The sequence below is a fragment of the Streptosporangium sp. NPDC006013 genome, assembly GCF_040614275.1.
In the GTDB taxonomy this organism is placed as follows: domain Bacteria; phylum Actinomycetota; class Actinomycetes; order Streptosporangiales; family Streptosporangiaceae; genus Streptosporangium.
The window spans coordinates 1-22255 of record NZ_JBEXUE010000075.1 but is presented as its reverse complement, the minus strand read 5'-3'; the positions used below and the strand labels follow the sequence as shown (position 1 = coordinate 22255).

Here is a 22255-nt window from a genome sequence, read left to right as displayed (position 1 = left end):
TGGGCGCGGGCATATGCCGGTTCTCCCCCTCTGTCATCACGACTGTCATCACGACGTGGTCGCTACCTGAGAGCTTCACCTGCCCTTGCCGGGAGGCTTGCACCGTCGGTGAGACGCACCTGGCGGGCGCGTCTGCTTTCCAGAGTTGCCTCGTCCGTGCGGTACAGGGTGCCTGAGAGATTCCGGGGAGGTTGCTCCTTCGGCGCCCCGATCGCGGTCGGGGTCTCTCCCGCACAGGGTCAACGGCGAATCCGAGTTTACCCGGTTCGTCGTGCTCTGCGACGACGGGCCAACTCATCGGCCTGATGATCGCCTAAAGGGCCTCCGCCCGACTCCGCGCGTTCGCCGGGAAGATCCGCGAGAGAGCCCTCCACCTCCTGCCACACCCGTCCCAGCGCGATACCGAAGACTCCCTGGCCCCCCTGGAGCAGGTCGATGACCTCGTCCGGCGAGGTGCACTCGTAGACGCTCACCCCGTCGCTCATCAGAGTGATCTGGGCCAGGTCGTTGACGCCCCGCTCCCGCAGGTGCTGCACGGCGATGCGGATCTGCTGGAGGGAGACACCGGTGTCGAGAAGGCGCTTGACAACCTTGAGGACCAGAATGTCACGGAAGCCGTACAGCCTCTGGGAGCCGGAGCCGTGGGCGGCTCTCACGGTGGGCTCGACCAGGCCGGTGCGTGCCCAGTAGTCGAGTTGCCGGTAGGTGATTCCTGCCGCCGAACAGGCCGTCGGCCCCCTGTAGCCGATGTCGGCGGGCACTTTCACCGGTTGCCCGTCGAACAGCAGACCCTCTTCACCCGCGCGCTGACGTGCCGACTGGCGCCGTTCCGGGTCATCCTGGTCGGCGTTTCTACCCTCGCCGCTGCTGACCGCCACGCGGACCTCCGGCTTTCTCTCATCCCACGGCCTGATCTGGGGGTTTACGCACGACCGCAGGTTTCACTTGCACCGTAGGACTGGGGCCAAGTCCAGTCAACGACCCCACCCGGCGCGTCGTGAAGCGTAAATGCACCGAAATTCCTACCCCGCGCGGCCGAAGTCCTCGGGCGTGATCGTGTCAAGGAACTCCCTGAACTTCTCCACCTCGTCCTCCTGGTCGTCAGGGATGATCACCCCTGCCTCCCGTACCACATCCTCACTCGCGAAGATACGTGCACCGGTGCGAAGTGCCAAGGCGATCGAGTCGGAAGGGCGCGCGCTCACCTCGACCCCGTTGGAGAACACGAGATCCGCGAAGAAGATACCGTCGCGTAAGGCGACGATGTTGACAGTGTTCAACCTGACTCCGAGCCCTTCGAGCACGTCCCGGAACAGGTCATGGGTAAGTGGCCGGGGTGGTGGTTCCTCGGCCTGGGCCATGGCGATCGCCGTGGCTTCCGTCATGCCGATCCAGATAGGTAGGTAACGCTCCCCATGCGTCTCTTTCAGCAGGACGATCGGCTGGTTGGAGGGCATTTCAACTCGAACGCCCACGACCTCCATCTGCAACACGGGCTGCTCCGTCTTCGCTGGATTCCGACCGGTTTGTTCAACGTAACACTCGTGGGGGTACGAGTGCCTGGTCAGGCTCTCACCGGCCCAGTGCCCCACGGACTCCGGAACGCAGCAACGAGGCGTGCAATTCCAGCAGGAGACCGGAGATCTCCCTCGCCGTCTCGTCCGCCTGGTCGATCGCGCCGGGGCCGCGACGGCGCAGCAGCGGGGCGACGGCCTGTTCCACCAGCCCCGCCTCGCGTTCCGCGGCGGCCTTGACCGCCCGCAGGTGGCGGGCACGCAGGCCGAAGGCGGCCAGGGCGCCCACACTGCGGGCCACGACCAGTGCCTCGGCGTCGTAGTAGCGGGCCACGGCGGCCAGCAGACCGTAGTCCTCCAGCTCGGTGAGGGTCTCCTCGTCGAGCTCGGCGGCGGCGAGGAACTCCTCGCGGGTGAGGCGGACCTCGGGGGGCGCGTCGTCGGGGACGGCGCGCGGCCGGGCCGCCGGGCGCTCCTCGCGGTCGGCCGCCTCCAGATGATCCTTGATCACGCGCAGCGGCAGGTAGCGATCACGCTGCTCGCTGAGGATGTAGCGGAGCCGCTCGACGTCGGCGTAGGTGAACTTGCGATAGCCGGAGGGACTGCGCTCCGGCTCGATCAGCCCCTCGCCCTCCAGGAAGCGAATCTTGGAGATGCTGACGTCGGGGAACTCGCCCTGCAGGAGAGCGAGCACCTCCCCGATGCTCATGTGCGCACGAGCGGCCTGCGAGCTCATCATCCTCCAGCGGCGCCGCGGGTGAGGAAGACGAGGCGGAACTTACCGATCTGCACCTCGTCCCCGCCGTACAGCGGGACCTCCTCGATGCGCTCACGATTGACGTACGTGCCGTTCAGGCTACCGACGTCGCGGACCGTGAAGACACCGCCGCCGCGCCGGTAGAACTCCACGTGACGGCGCGAGACCGTGATGTCGTCGAGGAAGATGTCGCTCTCGGGGTGGCGGCCCACGGTGGTGAGGTCGCTGTCGAGCAGGAACCGACTGCCGGCGTTGGGGCCGCGCATCGCGACCAGCAACGCGGTGCCGGCGGGCAACTGCTCAACGGCCTGCCGCTCGGCGAGAAGCGTCTCACCGGTCTCCGCCTCGTAGGCCTCGATCCCGGAGAGGGAGATCGTCGATGTGCTGTCTCCGGGGGTGTCGGACCTGGTAAGCGGCGACCCGCATCGTGAACAGAAACGGGCATCCTCAGGATTGGCATGACCGCACTGCGTGCAGTAGACGCTCGGCATCGATCGGCTCGGCCTCCTACCGCGAAGACGCGGCAACGGTGCTCAGTGATGCGCGCCTCGCTTCTTCGCTTCTCAAGTGTTTTCTCAGACTGCGAATGCCGCAACATACAGTGATGAGGCGCGAAGGTCAAGGTTGACGCTGAACCGCGGGTACGGTCGGTGACAAAGTTACAGGGGACGCTGCCCCTGGTCCATGGCGCCGCGCGGTATTTGTCGCGCGGGCCGCCTCAACCGCCGGCGGCCTCCTCCACCACCCGCGCCCAGCGCTCGATCAGGGTCTGGGCGGAGTCGACGTCGAACCCCTCGGCCCACAGGTGGGTCACCGCCTCGGTCGGGTCGGGCAGCACCAGGGTCCAGCTGCCGTCCTCCGCGACGACCCGCACCCCGTCGGTGGTGTCGATGCGGTGGTGCTCGGCGGCCTCGATGACCGAGCGCATCACCGCCCCCTTGGCCGCCCACGGAGTCGGCACGGTACGGCGCAGCAGCTTGGCCTCGGGTATCCTGGCGTCGATCTGGCTGAGCGAGAGCCGGGTCCTGGCGACCAGTCCGAGCAGGCGCAGGAACACCGCCAGGCCGTCCACCGTGGGGCCGAACTCGGGCACGATGAAACCACCGCGCCCGTCGGCCGCGAAGATCATCTCCGGACCCCTGGCGGCGGCGGTGAGCGCGTCGATCGCGGTGGACGTCCACTCGGCCTGGACCCCGTGGAACCTGCAGACCTGCTCGGCCACCCGGGTGGTGGTGACCGGCAGTGCCACCCTGCCGCCGCGGCGCTCGGCCGCGACCAGGTCGAGCACCACCAGCAGGGCGCGCTCCTCGCTGATCAGCTGGCCCATCTCGTCCACCAGCGCGACCCGCTCCCCCACCGGGTCGAAACGCACGCCGAAGGCCGCCCTGGAGGAGCTGACGAGCTCCGACAGGCGCTGCAGGTCGCGGCGGCGCTCGGCGAGGGTCTCGGTGGGCGAGGCGTCGTCCAGCCGGTTGTTGACGGTCAGCACGTCCACCCCGACCCGGCCGAGCAGGCTGGGCAGCACCAGCGAGGAGGTGCCTCCCGCGCAGTCGACCACGACCTTCATGTCGGCGTCGCGGACCCCGTTGATGTCGACCAGGCGTAGCAGCTCGTGCGTGTAGTCCTCCACCGCCCTGGCGGGGAAGCTCAGCTCGGCGATCTCGCCGGGGAAGGCGCGGCGGAACTCCTGCCGGGAGAAGACCCGGTCCAGCTTGCGCTGGGCCGGCGGCGACAGGTCCGCGCCGTGCTCGTCCATGAAGACGATGTCGACGCTCTGCGGGTCGCCGGGGGTGGTGCGCAGCGCGATGCCGCCTACCGCGTTCTCCCTGGCGGTGTGGAAGCGTGCCACGGGGAGCGGGGACGCCTCCAGGTCGAGCACGTTGATCGCGCTGGCGTTGAGGGCGCTGATCACGGCCCGCTTCAGCGCCCGCGCCGCGCGGGAGGAGTCGCGGGAGGTGATGACCGAGGCGCCCTTCTTCAGGGTGGTGGCGTAGGCGCTGGCGAGCCGCACGCACAGCTCGGGTGTGATCTCCACGTTGACCAGCCCCGAGACCCCACGGGGGCCGAACAGGTTGCGCTGGGCGCGCGGCTCCCAGATGACGCTGTTGTTGATCACCGCCCCGGCCTCGATGGTCTTGAACGGGTAGATCTTGACGCCGGAGGAGATGTACGCCTCGGCCTCGATGATGCACTCGTCGCCGATGACGGCGCCCTCCTCGACCCTGGCCGCGGTCATCAGGTCGGTGTTCTTGCCGATCACGCAGCCGCGCAGGTGGGCGCTGGGCCCGATGTAGACGTTGTCGTGGACGACCGCGCGGTGCAGGAAGGCCCCCTCCCTGACCACCGCGTTGCTGCCCAGCACGGTGTACTCGCGCAGCTCGGCCCCCGCCTCGACCTTGGCGTAGTCGCCGACGTAGAGCGGGCCCTTGAGGACGGCGTCGGTGTCGACCGAGGCTCCCTCGGCCACCCAGACGCCCGGCGAGACCTCGAAGGCGTCGATGTCGACCTTGACCCGGCCCGACAGGACGTCGGCCTGGGCCTTGAGGTAGCTCTCGTGGGTGCCGACGTCCTCCCAGTAGCCGTCGGCCACGTAGCCGTACAGCGGGGCTCCGCGCTCCAGCAGCCGGGGGAACACGTCTCCCGACCAGTCGACGGACTCCCCCGCCGCGATCTCGTCGAGGACCTCGGGCTCCATCACGTAGATGCCGGTGTTGACGGTGTCGGAGAAGACCTGGCCCCAGGTGGGCTTCTCCAGGAAGCGCTCCACCCGCCCCTGGTCGTCGACGATGACGATGCCGAACTCCAGCGGGTTGGGAACGCGCTTGAGCCCGATCGTGACCATCGCGCCGTTCTCGCGGTGGAAGCGGATCATGTCCGTCAGGTCGATGTCCGTCAGCGCGTCGCCGGAGATGACCAGGAAGCGGTCGTCGCGCAGCCGGTCCGCGGCGTTCTTGACGCTGCCCGCGGTGCCGAGCGGCGTGTCCTCGGTGGCGTAGTACAGGCTCATGCCGAGCTCGTCGCCGTCGCCGAAGTAGTTGCGGACCAGGGCCGCCAGGAACTGCACGGTGACCACCGTCTCGGTGAAACCGTGCCGTTTCAGGAGGCGCAGCACGTGCTCCATGATCGGCCGATTGATCACGGGCAGGAGAGGCTTGGGCTGGTTCGCGGTCATCGGCCGGAGCCGTGTACCCTCCCCGCCCGCCATGACGACGGCCTTCACAGATCACCTCTTAAGGCGTTTGGCCTCGCTTGTCAGCTGACGCACCTGTACCCAATACAGCACTCCGGACCACCAGTACAGACCTGTGCCCCAGATCGCCAGGGACCAGCCGACGATCCGGGCGGGATCGGCGTACCAGGCGTCGTGGTGGGCGAGGAAGAGCAGGGGGAAGGCGTAGAGGAGGTTGGCTGTGGCGGCCTTGCCGAGGAAGTGCACGGGCAACGCCGGGCCGTAGCCGAGGCGGCGCAGGATGAGCGGGATGCCCAGCAGCATCACGTCGCGCAGCGGGATGGCCAGTGCCAGCCACCAGGGGATGATCTCGCGCATGGCGAGGCCGAACAGGGTGGCCAGGATGTAGAGCCGGTCGGCCAGCGGGTCGAGCAGGCGGCCGAGCCGGCTGGTCTGGTTCCAGGCGCGGGCGATCTTACCGTCGAGCCAGTCGGAGAACCCCGCCAGCATCAGCAGCGCGACGGCCCAGCCGTCGGCCTTCGGGCCCAGCACCAGCCAGAGGAAGACCGGCACCCCCAGAAGCCTGGCCAGGCTCAACGCGTTGGGAACCGTCCAGATTCGATCTTCGGCTCCCGATGCTTCCGGATTCACCGGTCTGTCTCCCTCCCCGTGCCTGATGCCGACCCTACCCGTGCGGGGCTCACACGGACCGTACGGCCGTCCGGCGGGGGCACGGGCGCCGGGGCGTCAGGCGCGGGACCAGGGGGCGCCCAGGGGCGCGACAGGGCCCGGGGAGGCGGCCGGAGGGAGGCGGGAGGAGTGCGGGGAACCACGCCGCCGCGGCCGTGCGGCGGCGTGGTTCCGATCGGCGGCGTCACCCGATCCGGGCGGCGCCGTCCGGATCAGGAGCGGCGCACGGCGGCGCCGGGGGACCAGGCCCAGACGAGCACGGCGACGGTCATCCCGAACAGGGCCAGCCCGCTGGGGACGTGGGTGCCGAGCGCCTCCCAGCTGAAGTGCTGTGCCATACCGACCAGGAAGAGGCCGACGCTGGCCAGCGCCGGCCAGCCGGCACCTCGCCCGGGACGCCAGACCATGGCGGCCACGACGATCTGCAGCAGCGCGATCAGATGCACCACCATCCCGGCCAGTACGTGGGTCTCGGCCAGCGCCTCCCCGCCGCGCACCGCCTGGCCGGCGAACGAGGCGGCGGCGATGAGGCCGGCCGCCTGGGCGACGACCAGGATGCGCAGGCCGTACAGCAGGCCCGCGGGGACCAGGCGATCCTCCGTCGGTTTCCGCGGGGAGATGACCTCCTGCATGTGATGTGTCCTTACCTTGGATGACTGGTTCGGAACACATCGTGGCCGCGGGGCATCCACCCGGTCGTCACCCTGGGGGCTGACCTCGCCGTCCACCTCTTGGCGGATTCTCCGTCCGGTGCGCGTTCACCCCTCGAGGGCACCGCCTCCCGCGCGGCCGAAAATCGTATCGGATGACGCGCGCGACGCCCCGGCGCACCCCTTACGCTTCACAGCATGACCAATGACACCACGCTCTTTCTTGGGCAGTGGATTCGCTCGCCGGGCACCGTCGGAGCGGTGGCGCCGAGCTCGCGGCGGCTTGCCGAGGCGGTGGCCTCGCCGGTCCCCCACCGGGGAGATCCGGTGATCGTCGAACTCGGCCCGGGCACCGGTGTGTTCACCGCGGAGATCCAGCGCAGGCTGGGAGGCCGGGGGCACCACATGGCCGTCGAGATCAACCCCAGGCTGGCCGATTTCCTCGCCGCCAGGAACCCCGGGGTGGACGTCGTGACCGATGACGCGGCACGGCTGCCTCAGTTGCTGCGGGAGCGTGGTCTCGCCAGGGCCGACGTGATCGTGAGCGGGCTCCCCTGGGCCGCGTTCTCCGACGAGACACAGGGCCGCCTGCTGGACGCGGTCACCGCGATCATGGGTCCGCACACGGCCTTCACCACCTTCGCCTACAGCTTCGCCAAGCACCTTCCTCCCGCGCGGCGTTTCAGGAAGCGCCTGATCGACACCTTCGAGGAGGTCGTCGCGGGCCGCACGGTGTGGGGCAACGTACCGCCTGCCTTCGTCTACCACACGCGCAGGCCGCGCCTGGACGCCGTCCAGCAGAACTGATCCCCGCGTCCCGGTGGCCCTGGAGGCTTACCGAACTTCGTTCTACGATTGCACGCGCAACTAGAATGGAGTTGGTCACCGTGGACTTCACACTTCCGGAGAGCGCCCTCGCCGTCCAACGCGGCGTCGGCGACATCTGCGCGCGCTACGACCTGGACTACTGGCAGCGGTGCGAGAGCGAGAAACGCTGGCCGGAGGAGGTCTGGCAGGATCTGGCCAAGGGCGGCTGGCTCGGCCTGGCCGTGCCCGAGGAGTACGGAGGCGGCGGTCAGGGCCTGCTGGAGCTGGCCGTGGCCACCGAGACCCTGTCGGCCTCCGGCTCGGCCGGCGGTTCGGCGTTCACCTACGTGCTCACCCCCGGGTTCGGCGCCATGACCCTGGCCAGGCACGGCAGCCCCTGGCAGCGCGACGAACTGCTGCCCAGGCTGGCCACCGGCGAGCTGGAGACCTGTTTCGCGCTGACCGAGCCCGACGCCGGGTCCAACGCCCTGGGCATCTCCACCTCCGCCCGTCGCGACGGGGCGGAGTTCGTCGTCAACGGCCAGAAGATCTGGATCACCGGCGTGCAGCGCGCCACCTGGATGCTCCTGGTCACCCGGACCATCCCGGCCGCCGAGGCCAAGCCCCGCACCAACGGCCTGACCGTCCTGCTGGTGAACGTCCCCGAGGCCGTCGCGGCCGGCCGGCTCTCCTTCCAGCCGATCCCGAAGATGGGCGCCAACACCACCCCGTCCAACATGGTCTTCATAGACGACCTGCGGGTCCCGGAGAGGAACGTGGTCGGTGAGGTCGACCAGGGCGCGCTGGTGCTGTGGGACATCCTCAACCCCGAGCGCGTCCTGCTGGCCGCCTCCGCGCTCGGCGGCGCCGAGGTGGCGCTGCGGGTGGCCGTGCAGTACGCCAAGGAGCGCGAGGTGTTCGGCCGTCCGATCGGCGCCAACCAGGCCATCGCCTTCCCCCTCGCCCAGGTCAAGGCCAAGATCGAGCTGGCCAGGCTGATGCTGTACAAGGCCGCCTGGCTGTTCGACAGGCAGTTGCCCTGCGGCACCGAGGCCAACATCGCCAAGCTGACCGCCTCCCAGGCGGCCTGGGAGGCGGCCGACCACGCGTTCCAGACGCATGGCGGCATGGCCTACTCGCTGGAGTACCCGGTGGCCCGCCTGCTGGCCGACGCCCGCATCGGCAAGGTCGCCCCCGTAACGGAGGAGCTCCTGCTCAACTACCTGGCCACCCAGGTGCTCGGACTTCCCAGGAGCTTCTGACCTGATCGCCGGGTGCGCCCCGCCCGGCCGGAGCCGGGCGCACCCCCTATTTGAAAGCCTCCGCGAGACGGGCCGCGGCGTACTCGCGCGCCTCGGTCGCCTGGTCGAAGAAGCCCGGCAGGCCGAAGAAGCCGTGGATCGCCCCCTCGTACCTCCTGACCTCGACCGGCACCCCGGCCGCGGCCAGCTGGGCGGCGTATTCCTCGCCCTCGTCACAGAGCGGGTCGCACTCGGCGGTGATCACCGTCGCCGGGGCCAGACCGGCCTTGTCGGCCAGCCGGACGGGAGCCAGCCGGGGGTCGACCGGATCACCGCCGTACTGCGCGACGAACCAGGCCATCTCGTCGGCGCCGAGCCCGAAGCCGCCGGCGTAGGCGCGGTAACTCCCGGTGTCCATGGCCACGTCGGCTATCGGGTAGACGAGCAGCTGGTGGGCCAGCCCGAGCCCGGCGTCCCTGGCCTGCCAGGCGGCCACGGCGGCCAGGTTGCCCCCGGCGCTGTCGCCGCAGACCGCGATGCGCTCGGGGTCGACCCCGTAGACGCCGGGGCGGCCGAAGACGTCCTGGACGACGCTCCAGGCGTCGTCGGCCGCCGCGGGGAAGGGGTGGTCGGGGGCGAGCCGGTAGTCGACCGAGATCACGACCGCCCCGTTGCGCACCGCGAGGTCACGGCCGAGGGCGTCGTTGCGGTCGACGCTGCCGAAGACCCAGCCTCCACCGTGAAAGTAGACGATCCCCGGGAGGGGACGGTCGTCCTCCTCCGGCCGGTAGACGCGGACCGGCACGCCCGCGACGACGTCATCCCTGACCAGCGGGAGCGGGATGATCGGACCACGTTGCTCGGCGAAGGCGTCGAGGGCCCGCATCGCGACGATCGCCTCGGGGGTGAGTGTGGAGAGCGGGACACCGAGGTCCGTCTGGAAAGTCTTCAGGTAGGCCTCGGCCTGCGGGTGCAACGGCATGATCGGCACTTTACCCGCCGGGTCCGGCCGGCCACGGGAGGCGTCGAGGTGTCAGTGTCGCCCCGCCGGAGGCGCCCGGCCGCCAGGGCGGAGAGGGCACACCTCCGGCGACCCGAAACTCCGGAATGACGGAAAATCTCTCGAACGGCGGGCCCACCACTCAGAACGAACGTGATTCTTATTCGCTTACTTTCCTCGCATCATATTGCTCGGTCACACAAAATAACGCTCTAATTACGGATAGTTAGCCTTCCCCCCGTATTGTCGAGAAACGGTTGTGACGCCTACCTGGTGATGGAAGACTTAAATTTCGAGTGATCAGGTGAGCCGGGGCTACCGGTCGCTCGTCACCCGGAGCCGTCAGGGAGGTGGATCTGCGTGATCGGACTTTGAGCCGATCAATTAGGGTGGGTTCGTTAAATGTCTTTGAATCCGCGTCTCGTCAAGGAAAGCTTCGCCGTCGTCGAACCTGTCGCGGACAAGGCCGCGGCATACTTCTACGGACGTCTGTTCGCCGAAAGCCCGCACCTGCGGACGATGTTCCCTCCGGCGATGGACGTACAGCGCGACCGCCTGTTCGGCGCGCTGACCAGAATCGTCTGGAGCCTGGACAGTCCCGACAGCCTGGCCTCGTTCCTGGGTCAACTCGGCCGCGACCACCGGAAGTACGGGGTGCTCGCCGAGCACTACACCGCGATCGGCAACGCGCTCCTGGCCACGGTCAGGCGCTTCGCCGCCGAGATCTGGACCCCCGAGATAGAGGCGGCATGGACCGCCGCCTACACCGCCGCCGCCAATCTCATGATCGAATCGGCCGAGTCCGACGCGGGGGTGTCCCCCGCCTGGTGGCTGGCCGAGGTGATCGACCACGAACTCCGCACCCCGGACATCGCGGTGATCACCTTACGGCTCGACCAGGACCTGCCCTACCTGCCCGGTCAGTACGTCAGCGTGCAGACCGCACGCTGGCCACGCGTCTGGCGCACGTTCTCCATCGCGAACGCACCCCGGGACGACAACACGGTCCGCCTGCACGTCCGCGCGGTCTCCGGCGGCTGGGTCTCCACCACGCTGGTCCAGCGCACCCGGATCGGAGACAACCTGATGCTGGGACCCCCGATCGGCACCATGGTTCCCACCGACTCCGGACGCGACATCCTGTGCGTGGCCGGCGGCACCGGCCTGGCACCGATCAAGGCCATCCTGGAGCATGTGATCGGCTCCGGTCGCCGCCCCAACATCCACCTGCTCCACGGCGCCCGCACCGTCGGGGAACTCTACGACCTGACCGACCTGCTCCGGATGGCGTCGGCCTTCCCGTGGCTGCGGGTGCTCCCCGTGGTCTCCGGACAACCGGGGTACGACGGCATGCGGGGCCAGGTGGCCGAGGTGATGGAGCGGTTCCATTCCTGGTCCGACCACGAGGCCTACGTCTGCGGCCCGACCTCCATGGTCAACGAGACGGTCCGCCGGCTCCAGCGGGGCGGGATGCCCCTGGCCCACATCCACCGGGACATCGTGCAGGGCGAGCCTTGACCGACAATCAGGATTAATCCCCCAAAGTGATCACGCAAATTCCACAGAGCCCGGCGGGACACGGTACGGCATGGCAGCATGAGGCCCAATCCGAAAGGAGATGGTCATGCACGACTGCCCCCCTCACAGCCCGTGCCCCCCTCTCGACCGCCACCCCCGTTCCCCTCTCGACCGCTACCCCCGTTCCCCGCACGAATCCGCCCCCGGTCCCCTCCACCGGCGGCGGGCCCTCCGGCGGGCCCTCCACGGTCAGGGCCACGCCCGCCTCCGGCATGCGGCCACCCCCGGCCGCGGCACCCGCCCCTCGGGCGCACCGGCCGTGCCCGCCCCGCGCCACACGGCGCTCTGAACCGATGGCCAGACCCGTCACGCTGGTGACCTTCATGCTTCCCGCCCCCCTGCGGCACTGGGCCGGCGAGAGCACCGAGGTCCGCGTCTTCGCCGTCGCCGACCATGAGGACGGCGACCCCACGCTGGGTTCCGCCCTCGACACGCTCCGCCGTACGCACCCGTCTCTGGAGCAGCGGCTCCGCGACGACTACGGGAGCATCCGCCGCCACATCAGCATGTTCGTCTGCGGCGAGAACGCCCGGCATCTCGGCGGCCTCGACTGCGCGCTGCCCCCGGGGGCCGAGATCCTCGTCCTGCCCACCCTCTCGCGCCGCCAGGAGACCACGAGCTGACCCGCCCGCACCCCGGACCACGGTCCATGTGAGACCTCAGGCAGCGGGCCGAAGACCCGGCGGGCGGCAGGACCTAGGGTGCGACCCTGCCGCCGGCCACGAAGGCCTCGTGCGTGAGGGGCATCAGCGCCGCCCAGGCGGCCTCCATCTTCTCCGCCACCATCTCGATCTCACGCTGCGGGAACGAGGGCACCTTGGCCTGCTCGTTCTTGGTGCGCAGGGAGAGGAAGTGCATGAGCGAACGGGCATTGCAGGTGGCGTACATCGAGGAGAACAGCCCGACGGGCAGCACCGCCCTGGCCACCTCGCGGGCGATGCCGGCCTCCAGCATCTCCCGGTAGGCGGCGTAGGACTGCCGGTAGGACGCCTCCATCACCTCGGTAACGACCTTGTGCTGCTCGGCGCTGCCCTCGGCGAAGACGTACTTACCCGGCCGGCCTTCCTGAACCAGCTTCCGCTCCATCCCCGGAACATAGAAATTGGGCTGAAGCTCGCGATAACGCCCACTTTCCTCGTTATACGACCATCCGACCCTATGGCGGTGAAATTCACGGAAGACGAAGATCGGCGCGCTGACCAGGAAGGTCATCGAGTTGTGCTCGAAGGGGCTGCCATGCCGGTCGCGCATCAGGAAGTTGATCAGCCCCCTGGACCGCGCGGGATCCTTGCCGACCTCCTCCAGCGACTGTTCCCCCGCGGTCGAGACCCGCGCCGCCCAGAGCACATCGGAGTCGGACGCGCTGTGCTTGACCAACTCCACGGTCACGTCGTCAAGGAAACGTGCCTCTGCCTCATCGCCCGTCAACTGAATCCCCCTCATCGCCTCACCGGTCGCGCATATCGTAGACCGTAGCGGCACGGGTACCGCTCACAGCCGGTAGATCCGGCGGGCGTTGCCTGAGCCGATCATCTGGGCCACCCGGACGGCGTCCGAGGCGCTCCACTCGCCGTCCGCCAGTCGCGCGGCGAGCGCCCCGGCCAGCCCTCGCCGGTAGTGCAGGGCTCCAAGGTGGCAGGTCTCCGCCACGCCGTGGCCGCCGGAGCCGAACAACTGCTTGTGGAACGGTGCCAGTTCGAGCAGTTCCGCCATGACCGCGGCCGAGCCCGTGGCGCTGCGGGTCAGTGCCGCGCCCACGTCGACGTAGACATGCGGAAGCACACCGGCGAGGTAGGCCGCCCGGCGATGGAACGGGTGACAGTGCAGCAGGACGACGGGCACACCCACCGGCTGCACGGCCATGATGAAGCCGGTCATCGGTGCCGGACCCGTACCGTACCGGCCGGGGACCGCGCGGCCTTCGACGGCGTCGGGAGTCCCGAAAGCGCCGACATCCACGCGACCGCCGTGAACCGCACGACCGCCGCGACCGGCATGGGCCCCCTGGCGCGCGCCGCCGTAGTGGGGGTGACCGGTGTGGAACTGCAGCGGCCGCCCATACTCCCTGGCCACGTCGACGGCCGTCCAGAGCAGGTGGCGCAGGAGCACCTGATCGATGAGCCGCTCGCCCGGGCAGGCCAGCCGCCGGGTGGCCGCCGCGATCACCGCTCCCCGGCTCGGCCTGGCCGGGTCGAGATGGAGCCCGGATCTGTGGGCCGTGACCGACTTCAGCGCGACGGCGCGGACGGCCCGCGCGGCGAGGCTCTGGGCAAGGGCCGAGATGTAGGAGACCCCCGAGACCGCGGTCCTGGCCACCTCCTCCTCGGCCCGCTCGATGTGGACGACCCGCGCGGTGCCGGCGCCACCCGCCTGGCCCATCTCGGCCGGAGGCAGCACCTCGGGCCTGCCGAGGTCACCGTCGAGATCACTGTCGAGGTCACCGTCCAGGCCGTCGAAGCGGTCGAATCCGTCGAATCCGTCGAACAGGAAGGTGGCTATCCCCGCGGCGCCCAGCAGTCGCCGGTTCACCTCGGTGGCGCCCAACTCCGCCCTGCGGGCCAGGTACACGGCCGGCGGCACGTGCGGGGCGAGACCGAGGACGGGCGCGCACCAGCGACGGACCGCGGTGCCGACGGGGGTGTCGAAGTGGGTGGTGCCCGGGGGCGCCGGAGTTCCCGCGTCGCTGAGCAGCGTCTCGAACCGGGCCCTGGTCAGGTCGTCACGGCGTACGCCGTGACAGTTCTGGTCGACCAGCGGCGCCAGCAGCGCCTCCCGTACGGCGTCGGGCAGCTCGACGGGCAGCACACCGTCCGACCTCATGCCCGCTCCTCCCCCGGTCGCGGGGGCGACGGCCAGGTCCGGCCGTCACCCCTGCGGTCCCTACGACGGGGAGAACCCTGTGACTCCTCCGCTTCCCGAAGGGAGCGGCTCCTCGCCTCTCTCGGCCGAGGTGGGCGACGGCCAGGCTCTGGCCGTTTCGAACCCGAGAACCGTAGCGGAGAAGCGATTCACCTGCCGGGTGAACCCGGCGATCCCCTCGCTGAACATGATGGTCACCCGAGGTGAGGGCCGGGTTCGAAATACCGCTTCTTTACCCGGACGTGCGGCAGAGCCGGAGAACGTTGGCGATGATCTTCGCTCCCGCGCCTCCCTCCGCGGTGAGGATCGACTCGGGGTGGAACTGCACGGCGAAGCGGCGCCGCTCCACGTCCTCGATCGCCATCACCGCGCCGTCGGGGGTGAGCGCGGTGGCGGTGAAACCGGCGACACCCGGCCGCTTGACGTGGACCGAGTGGTAGCGCGCGGCGGTGAACTCCTCGGGGAGCCCGTCGAGCAGGGCGCTGTCGCCCAGCCGCCGGACCCGGCCACGCTTGCCGTGCTCGGGGTAGGACAGCAACTCCAGCGTGCCGCCCGCCTGCTCCACCATGCCCTGCAGTCCGAGGCAGACGCCGAACACCGGCAGGTCGCGCTCGTAGAGGGCGTCGATCAGGGCGGGGAGCCCGAAGTCGGAGGGCCAGCCGGGGCCCGGCGACAGCACCACCAGGGACGGCGCGATCTCGTCGATCATCGTGACGGGGAAGCCGTGCCGGAGCGTGACGACCTCGGCGCCCTGCTGGCGGAAGTAGTCGGCGAGGGTGTTGACGAAGGAGTCCTCGCAGTCGACGAGCAGGATCTTCATCCCGCTTCCCGGCGGCGCCGCGGCCACCTGGGGCTCGGCCTGCTCCTGCGGGGTCACGCCGACCGCCGCCAGAGCACCCAGCAGGGCGCTGGCCTTGAGCTCGGTCTCCCGCTCCTCGGAGGCGGGGTCGGAGTCGAACAGCAGCGTGGCCCCGGCCCTGACGGTGGCGACCCCGCCGCGGATCTGCGCGGTGCGCAGGGTCAGGCCGGTGTTCATCGAGCCGTCGAAGCCGATGTAGCCGACCGCTCCGCCGTACCAGCGGCGGGTGGTGGCCTCGTGATCCTCGATGAACTGCATGGCCCAGGTCTTGGGGGCACCGGTGACGGTGACGGCCCACATGTGGGTGAGGAAGGCGTCGAGCGCGTCGAACTCCGGCCGCAGCCGGCCCTCGATGTGGTCGACGGTGTGGATCAGCCTGGAGTACATCTCGATCTGGCGCCGCCCGATCACCTGGACCGTCCCCGGCACGCAGATGCGCGACTTGTCGTTGCGGTCCACGTCCGTGCACATGGTCAGCTCCGACTCCTCCTTGACGCTGGACAGGAGGGTGCGGATCGCGTCGGCGTCCTCGACCGGGTTGCTGCCCCTGGCGATGGTGCCGGAGATGGGGCAGGTCTCGACACGGTCGCCGCTGACCCGGACGTACATCTCCGGGGAGGCGCCGACCAGGTGCTCGCCCTCGCCGAGGTTGAACAGGAACTCGTACGGTGCCGGATTGACCTGGCGCAGTTCCCGGTAGAAGGCCGCCGGGTCGGCGCAGGGCGCGTGGAAGACCTGACCGGGAACGACCTCGAACAGGTCGCCCCGGACGAACTTCTCCTTGGCCGCGGCCACCACCTGGGCGTAGGAGCCCTTCTCGGGGTCGGCCGGGAGTTCGGACGGCGCGGGGGGCAGCGGTACGACCTCCCCCTCGCGGGCCAGTCCGTGGGTGGAGAGGCCGTCCACCGTGAACTCGTAGCGGAACTCCTTGCTGGTCTCCCGCTTGCGGTCGATCACCATCACCCGGTCGGGCAGGTGCAGCACGAGGTCGCGCTGGTCGGCGCCCCGCGGCAGGACCTGCCTGATCGGCTCGAACTGGAAGGCCAGGTCGTAGCCGAAGGAGCCGTACAGGCCCAGGTGCTCGTCCTCGCCCTTGAACACGGCGATGACCTCGCGGATCGCGGTGAAGACCGTGGGACGGCGGCTGCGCATCTCCTCGGGGAGGATGTCCTCGGACTCCGCCACGTGCACCTCGACGAAATCGCCTGTCGGCTCCTCGACGGGCTTGCCCGCCGCCAGCAGGCAGGACACCACGGCGGGCAGCACCACCCTGCCGCGGGCGTTCAGCGCGCGGGCGGAGATCCTGCGTCCCCTGGCCACGATCTCCAGGCAGGGATCGACGTAGGCGAGGTGCCATCGGCTGTAGCGGCCGGGATACTCCATCCCGGAGGAGAGCACTCCACCACGGCGCTCGCCGAGCGTCGTGACGACGTCCTCAAGCACCGTCTCCGGCACGTCGGACGCGGTGACCTCGATCCCCACGCCGCCGGCGGTGGTATATCGGCTCGTCTCCACTGCGTTATCGCCCCTTTGATTTCCCTGATGCCCAGAGGGAGCGGACGCAGAAAAGGCCGCCTCCCTGGGCGGCCGTCTGTCTGCTCGCGAATGCGAAACCTGCGCCGCCTAGAAGCGGCGCCACCACCGAAGGGCAACCGGGTATCGCATGTCGCCACAGTACCGGCGACGACCGTGATCATGCAACGTGGCCACGCGACGGCCTCGCCCCCGGGCCTCGAACCGGGGCCGAGCACGAGGATGGCGAGCCTCACAGCGACACACCCTGGCCGTCAGAGCCATGTTCTGTTACCAGTTAGTAGGTATGGAGCGGCGTGAGGAGAGCACATGTCGACGATCACATGGCCGCGGCCGGCCGTGCATCGGGTCGCGATCCAGCGCGACCTGCCGGTACCGATGCCCGACGGGGTCACACTGCTGGCCGACCGCTACGTTCCGACCGGCGCCGTGCGGCCGCCCACGATCCTGATCCGCTCGCCGTACGGAAGGCGCGGCGTGTTCGGGCTGGCCTTCGGCCGCGGCTTCGCGCGGCGCGGATTCCAGGTCGTGATCCAGAGCTGCCGGGGCGGGTTCGGCTCCGGCGGCCTGCTCGACCCGCTCGGCGACGAGCACGACGACGGCCTGGCCACGCTGTCCTGGCTGCGCGGCCAGACCTGGTACGGCGGGAACCTGGCCATGCACGGCCCCTCCTACCTGGGCTACGCCCAGTGGGCGATCGCCCCTTTCGCCGGGCCCGACCTCAAGGCCATGGCCACCTCGGTGACCGCCTCCCAGTTCCGGGACGCCGCCTACGTGGGCGGGGCGTTCGCCCTGGAGTCGTCGCTGATGTGGACCACGCTGACCGCCGCCATCGACGGCCCTCTCGGCGGGGCGGGCGCGCTGCTCGCCCCGCGCAGGACGCGGCGCGCGGCCCTGTCGGGGCGCCCGCTCGGGGAGTTGGACAGGCTGTCCGCGGGCAGGGGCATGCCGTTCTTCCAGGATCTGCTGGCCCACCACGCCGAGCCCGCGGCCTACTGGGGCAGGCGTGACTTCTCCGCCTCGGTGGGCGGGGTGGAGGCCGCGGTCACCATGGCCGGCGGCTGGTACGACGTCTTCCTGCCGTGGCAGATCAAGGACTACGCGGCGATGCGGGCCGCGGGGCGGCGCCCGTACCTGACGATCGGCCCCTGGTATCACGCGGACGTGCGGCACAGCCGGGTGGCCAACGCCGAGGCGCTCGCCTGGTTTCGGGCGCACCTGCTCGGCGACCCTTCGGGGCTGCGCGAGCAACCGGTCCGGCTGTACGTGACGGGCGCGAACGAGTGGCGCGACTACCCCGACTGGCCGGTTCCCCGGATGCGGGAGCAGCGCTGGCACCTGCGGCCCGGCTTCGCCCTCTCCCCCGGCGGCTCCAGCGGCCCCGGCGACGCCGAACCCGGCCGTTTCCGCTACGACCCCGCGCACCCGACGCCCGCGCAGGGCGGCCCGGTACTGCTCGGCAACTCCGAGCCGCGCGACAACCGCAGGCTGGAGGCCCGGCGCGACGTGCTCGTCTACACCGGCCCCGAGCTACGGCGGGACACCGAGATGATCGGCCCGGTCTCCGCCGAACTGTACGTCCGCACCGGCAGCGAGCACTGCGACGTGGTGGTCCGGGTCTGCGACGTGCATCCGGACGGCGCCTCCTACAACGTGTGCGAGGGCGTGCGCCGCCTGGCTCCCGGCGCCCCGGTCGCCGGGGATGACGGGATCCGCCGGGTCGGGGTGGACCTGTGGCCGATCGGCCACAGGTTCCGCCGCGGCCACCGGATCCGCCTGCACGTCGCCGGCGGCGCCTATCCCCGGATCGCCCGCAACCTCGGCACCGGCGAGCCCCTGGGCACGGGCAGCGCGATGGTCACGAACGACTACGAGATCTTCCACGACCCGGCCCACCCGTCCGCGGTCGTGCTCCCCCTCGTCCCGGACTGACCTCGCCCGGCCTCACATCACCCGCCGTCGCGGGCGTGCCGGCGACCGCCCGCCTTCAACGGGTTCCGCGACGAGGCCCCGGAGACGACCTCGGCCCGGTTCCTCCCGGGAGGCCGGTGAGGGTCCCCGGCCCGCGTACTAGGGTCGGGGGATGCGCGCGGCCAGGTTGATGTCGTTGGTGCTGCTGCTCCAGGCTCGGGGCCGGATGACCGCGATGGAGCTCTCCCGGGAGCTGGAGATCTCCGAGCGGACCGTCCACCGTGACGTGCTCGCCCTGTCGGAGGCCGGCGTGCCGGTCTACGCCGACCGGGGGCGGGGCGGCGGCTACCGGCTGCTGGACGGATACCGCACCCGCCTCACCGGGCTGGACCGCGCCGAGGCCGAGGCGCTGTTCCTGTCGGGCGTGCCCGAGGCGCTGCGGGAGATGGGACTGGGCGAGGTGGCCGCCACGGCGCGGCTGAAGGCCTCGGCCGCGCTCTCCCCCGGCCTGCGGGACGCCCCCGCGACCGCCGCGCAACGCTTCCACCTGGACGCCCCCGGCTGGTTCGCGAGCGAGCGGCCTCCCCCTACCGCACTGGCACCGCTGGCCAGGGCCGTGTGGGGCGACCATCCGGTCACCGCCCGTTACCGGCGCGCCGCCCGTTCCCGCCCGGCCGAACAGACCGGGCAGACCGGGCAGGCCGGAGGGGCCGGGGCCGCCCGGCGGCGTCTGGAGCCGTACGGGCTGGTGCTGAAGGCGGGGGTCTGGTACCTGGCGACCCGGTCCGCGATCTATCGGGTCGACCGCTTCGACGAGGTCGAGCTCCACCCCGCCCTGCGCTTCGAGCGGGACGGTGCCTTCGACCTGGCCGCGTTCTGGAGCGAGAAGTCGGCACGGTTCGCGAACTCCCTGCTCACCACGGACGTCACCGTGAGGCTCAGCCCCGCCGCCCTTCGTCTGCTCCCCGTCATCGCCGATCGGGCGGCCCTCGACGACGCGCTGGCCTCCGCCGGCGAGCCCGACGGGCAGGGGTGGGTCACGCTCCGCCTGCCCGTCGAGTCGCTGGAGGTCGCCTACGGCCAGGTCCTCCGCTTCGGCCCGGAGGCCGAGGTTCTCGACCCGCCCGACCTCCGTACCCGCCTCGCCGGTGCCGCCGCCCGCATGCACGACCTGTACGGCTCCTCGGGCGGCGGCGGGTCAGCCGGGTGACCACTCCCGGCGCCGGTCAGCGGTAGCCGGTGGCGTCGGCGGGCCTGCCCTTGCTCTCGACCTCCTCGATATAGCGCCAGGCGTCGGGCCTGCTGCCGTCGAGGTCGGTGAAGCCGTACACCTGGGCGAGCCGCCCGCTGGAGGTGGACTGCCCCGACCAGCGCATCCTGTCCTCGTCGGCGGCGAGGGCGACGACCGCGCGCCCGGTGTAGGAGGGCGACTCGGAGATCACGAAGTGCGGCTGCTTCGCCGTGGCGTCCCGCCAGTTCTCCTCGGTGACGCCGAAGTTCTCCAGCATGCTCTCCGAGCGGAGCCAGCCGGGGGTCAGCGAGACCGCGCAGCAGCCGTGCGGGCGCAGCTCGTGCGCCTGGGTGAAGGCCAGGCGGTTCACCGAGAGCTTGGCCAGGTCGTAGAAGGCCGAGAGCCGGTAGTTGGCCAGGTTGTGCTCCAGGGTGCCGTCGGTCACCTCGACCACCAGGCCGCCGGGGTTCTCGATCAGCAGCGGCAGAGCGTGATGGCTGGTGATCAGGTGGGTGTCGATCGCCAGCCGGAGGATGCGCAGGCCGTCGTCGAGCGAGTGTTTCCAGACGGGGACGTTCCACTCCGCCAGCGGGTCGGCGCCCCAGATGTCGTTGACGAGGAGATCGAGCCTTCCCCGCTCGCGCCGGATCCGCTCCACCAGGGCGCGCACCCGCTCCGGCTCCAGGTGGTCCACCTCGACCGCGATGCCCTGCCCGCCGGCGCGGGTCACGCGCTCGGCCGTCTCCTCGACGGTCTCCGGCCGGTTCATCTCCGAGCGCCGCCGCCGCGTGCTCCTGCCCGTGCAGTAGACCGTGGCGCCCGCGGCGCCCAGCTCAACCGCGATCCCCCGGCCGGTTCCCCTGGTCGCCCCGGCGACCAGGGCGACCTTTCCTTCCAGCGTCCTGTTCATGGGACGAGCGTGGCGCGAAAACAGGACATCCTCTGTCATGTTTTCGCCACCTCGCCGTACGAGATCGTCAGCCGGTGACCGGCACCTCCTCCAGCCTGCCCATGAGGTACGAGCGCCGGCCCCCGATACTGGTCGGCTCTGACCGTCAACGCGGGCCGCGGACGGGGCCGGTGCTGCCGCGCGGGATCAGGGTGGCGGGGCGGTCCTCCACCGAGAGGTCGACCGGTTCTCCGGCGATCAGCGCGAGCAGCTGACGGGCGGCACAGGCTCCGTAGGCGGGGATGTCCCGGGTGAGCGCGGTCAGCGGCGGGCGCACGACCTGCGAGAGCGGGGAGTCGTCCCAGGCGACGATCGACAGGTCGGCCGGAACGTCCAGAACCATCTCCTGCGCCACCGACAACCCGGCCACGGCCATTATGTCGTTGTCGTAGACGATGGCGGTGGGCCGCCGGGGCGAGCTGAGCAGCCGCCTGGTCATCCTGGCCCCCTCCTCGCCGGTGTAGTCGGTGTGGACGATCAGATGCTCGACACGCCCCGGGCCCGCGTCCTGGCACGCCTGAACGAAGGCCTGGTCGCGCAGCGTGGTGTGCACGAGCCTGGGCAGCCCCGCGACCCTGGCGATGCTCCGGTGCCCCAGCGCCACCAGATACTCCACGGTCTCCCTGATGGCCAGGCCGTCGTCCGACCAGACCGTGCTCAGCGGACCCGCCTGCGAGGGATGCCCGATCACCACGGCCGGCATGTTCAGTGACCGCATCGCCTCCACCCGGGCGTCGTCGAGATGCAGGTCCACCAGAAAGGCGCCGTCGACACGCCCCTCCCCCCACCAGCGCCGGTACACCTCGATCTCCTGCGCGTGGTCGGTGACCACCTGCAGCATCAACGCGTAGGACCGGTCCGCGAGCTCGGCCTCGATACCGCTGATCAGCTCCATGAAGAACGGTTCCATGCCCAGGGTGCGGGCCGGGCGGAACAGCGCGAGGCCGATGCTGCGGGCGCGGGCACCGTTGAGGGCGCGCGCCGCGCTGTTGGGCTGCCAGCCGAGCTCCTTGGAGATCGCGAGGATGTTGGCGCGGGTGGCCTCCGAGACCCCTGGCTGCCCGTTGAGCGCGTAGGAGACGGCGCCCTTGGACACGCCGGCACGACGGGCGATGTCAGCGATCGTCGGACGTTTCACAGTTCCCCCTGATGAACCGGTTCTTATTCGGCCAAGGATAGCGGGTCGGCTCACTGGGGAGAGAAAGGGGACGCTCTTGCCCCCACCCCGGCGGGACGAGTCAACCCGCTGCTGCCAGCGGGTTCCATGAACGAACCGGAGCCGGGGGATCAAGGGGCAGCACGCCGGTAACGCGATGCCGGCACCATCGCCGCCTCACACGTAACCTCCCAGTAACTTGCTCGGTTCAGGTCACGGGCTCCGACATTCGGGATCACTCGCGAACAGAGCCGTCGGCCCATGGGACAACATCGTCCACCTTTTTAAGTTAACCGGTTAATTGCGGTTGAAGCCTGTACGGAAAGACCCGGTCGGCGCGCACTCCCCGCC

Annotated in this window: 19 protein-coding genes and 1 riboswitch; of the genes, 6 read left to right on the top strand and 13 right to left on the bottom strand. The window is 70.3% G+C overall.

Annotated features, from left to right (window positions below; translation table 11 throughout):
- Positions 1-149 precede the first annotated feature (149 nt).
- Positions 150-242, bottom strand: a riboswitch (glycine riboswitch).
- 15 nt (positions 243-257) lie between these two features.
- The 7 genes from ABZ260_RS14515 to ABZ260_RS14485 all read right to left on the bottom strand — a co-directional run bounded on the left by ABZ260_RS14515 (position 258) and on the right by ABZ260_RS14485 (position 6762).
- On the bottom strand, positions 258-878 hold the full coding sequence (locus tag ABZ260_RS14515; protein ID WP_350929010.1) for a MerR family transcriptional regulator: 621 nt from the start codon (positions 876-878) through the stop codon (positions 258-260).
- 144 nt (positions 879-1022) lie between these two features.
- The gene (locus ABZ260_RS14510; protein WP_157594447.1) at positions 1023-1493 is read right to left on the bottom strand and encodes a bifunctional nuclease family protein; all 471 of its coding nucleotides are present in this window, start codon (positions 1491-1493) and stop codon (positions 1023-1025) included.
- Between the two features lie 79 nt (positions 1494-1572).
- On the bottom strand, positions 1573-2250 hold the full coding sequence (locus ABZ260_RS14505; protein WP_030915022.1) for a MerR family transcriptional regulator: 678 nt from the start codon (positions 2248-2250) through the stop codon (positions 1573-1575).
- Positions 2250-2762: an FHA domain-containing protein gene (locus tag ABZ260_RS14500; RefSeq protein ID WP_343978377.1), complete on the bottom strand. Its 513-nt coding sequence runs from the start codon at positions 2760-2762 to the stop codon at positions 2250-2252. The genes ABZ260_RS14505 and ABZ260_RS14500 overlap by 1 nt, the downstream gene beginning before the upstream one ends.
- A gap of 227 nt (positions 2763-2989) precedes the next feature.
- The gene (locus ABZ260_RS14495; protein ID WP_355616871.1) at positions 2990-5491 is read right to left on the bottom strand and encodes a mannose-1-phosphate guanyltransferase; all 2502 of its coding nucleotides are present in this window, start codon (positions 5489-5491) and stop codon (positions 2990-2992) included.
- A 3-nt stretch (positions 5492-5494) separates the two neighbouring features.
- On the bottom strand, positions 5495-6091 hold the full coding sequence (locus ABZ260_RS14490) for a CDP-alcohol phosphatidyltransferase family protein (RefSeq protein WP_030915014.1): 597 nt from the start codon (positions 6089-6091) through the stop codon (positions 5495-5497).
- 251 nt (positions 6092-6342) lie between these two features.
- On the bottom strand, positions 6343-6762 hold the full coding sequence (locus ABZ260_RS14485; protein ID WP_355616869.1) for a hypothetical protein: 420 nt from the start codon (positions 6760-6762) through the stop codon (positions 6343-6345).
- Positions 6763-6978: 216 nt separating this feature from the next.
- Between ABZ260_RS14485 and ABZ260_RS14480 the strand changes: the two genes are divergently transcribed.
- Together ABZ260_RS14480 and ABZ260_RS14475 are read left to right on the top strand one after the other, a co-directional pair.
- On the top strand, positions 6979-7587 hold the full coding sequence (locus tag ABZ260_RS14480; RefSeq protein WP_355616867.1) for an SAM-dependent methyltransferase: 609 nt from the start codon (positions 6979-6981) through the stop codon (positions 7585-7587).
- 80 nt (positions 7588-7667) lie between these two features.
- The gene (locus ABZ260_RS14475) at positions 7668-8849 is read left to right on the top strand and encodes an acyl-CoA dehydrogenase family protein (RefSeq protein WP_350960111.1); all 1182 of its coding nucleotides are present in this window, start codon (positions 7668-7670) and stop codon (positions 8847-8849) included.
- A 46-nt stretch (positions 8850-8895) separates the two neighbouring features.
- Here the strand turns inward: ABZ260_RS14475 and ABZ260_RS14470 are convergent, their stop codons facing one another.
- Positions 8896-9810, bottom strand: coding sequence for an alpha/beta hydrolase (locus ABZ260_RS14470; RefSeq protein ID WP_355616865.1), 915 nt, complete (start codon positions 9808-9810; stop codon positions 8896-8898).
- A gap of 420 nt (positions 9811-10230) precedes the next feature.
- Between ABZ260_RS14470 and ABZ260_RS14465 the strand changes: the two genes are divergently transcribed.
- Positions 10231-11346: a globin domain-containing protein gene (locus tag ABZ260_RS14465; protein WP_355616863.1), complete on the top strand. Its 1116-nt coding sequence runs from the start codon at positions 10231-10233 to the stop codon at positions 11344-11346.
- 353 nt (positions 11347-11699) lie between these two features.
- The gene (locus tag ABZ260_RS14460) at positions 11700-12029 is read left to right on the top strand and encodes a hypothetical protein (protein ID WP_355562674.1); all 330 of its coding nucleotides are present in this window, start codon (positions 11700-11702) and stop codon (positions 12027-12029) included.
- Between the two features lie 73 nt (positions 12030-12102).
- Here ABZ260_RS14460 and thyX read toward each other — a convergent pair whose 3' ends face one another.
- The 3 genes from thyX to ABZ260_RS14445 all read right to left on the bottom strand — a co-directional run bounded on the left by thyX (position 12103) and on the right by ABZ260_RS14445 (position 16639).
- Positions 12103-12795 carry an FAD-dependent thymidylate synthase gene (gene thyX, locus ABZ260_RS14455; protein ID WP_355616861.1) on the bottom strand — a complete coding sequence of 231 codons (693 nt, stop codon included), beginning with the start codon at positions 12793-12795 and terminating at the stop codon, positions 12103-12105.
- A 102-nt stretch (positions 12796-12897) separates the two neighbouring features.
- Positions 12898-14226, bottom strand: a complete 1329-nt coding sequence (locus tag ABZ260_RS14450) for an amidohydrolase family protein (protein ID WP_355616859.1) — start codon at positions 14224-14226, stop codon at positions 12898-12900.
- A gap of 271 nt (positions 14227-14497) precedes the next feature.
- Positions 14498-16639: an anthranilate synthase component I gene (locus tag ABZ260_RS14445; RefSeq protein ID WP_355616857.1), complete on the bottom strand. Its 2142-nt coding sequence runs from the start codon at positions 16637-16639 to the stop codon at positions 14498-14500.
- A gap of 327 nt (positions 16640-16966) precedes the next feature.
- On the opposite strand from ABZ260_RS14445, the gene ABZ260_RS14440 reads away from it, so the two are divergent.
- Both ABZ260_RS14440 and ABZ260_RS14435 read left to right on the top strand, forming a co-directional pair.
- A complete protein-coding gene (locus ABZ260_RS14440) occupies positions 16967-18589 on the top strand; it encodes a CocE/NonD family hydrolase (protein WP_355616850.1) in 1623 nt (540 codons plus the stop codon).
- Between the two features lie 151 nt (positions 18590-18740).
- Positions 18741-19778, top strand: a complete 1038-nt coding sequence (locus ABZ260_RS14435) for a WYL domain-containing protein (RefSeq protein ID WP_355616840.1) — start codon at positions 18741-18743, stop codon at positions 19776-19778.
- Between the two features lie 16 nt (positions 19779-19794).
- Here ABZ260_RS14435 and ABZ260_RS14430 read toward each other — a convergent pair whose 3' ends face one another.
- Positions 19795-20709: an SDR family oxidoreductase gene (locus tag ABZ260_RS14430; protein WP_355616838.1), complete on the bottom strand. Its 915-nt coding sequence runs from the start codon at positions 20707-20709 to the stop codon at positions 19795-19797.
- A gap of 145 nt (positions 20710-20854) precedes the next feature.
- Positions 20855-21886 (bottom strand): LacI family DNA-binding transcriptional regulator, encoded by a 1032-nt coding sequence (locus ABZ260_RS14425; protein ID WP_355616836.1) that lies wholly within the window; start codon positions 21884-21886, stop codon positions 20855-20857.
- Between the last annotated feature and the right edge of the window lie 369 nt (positions 21887-22255).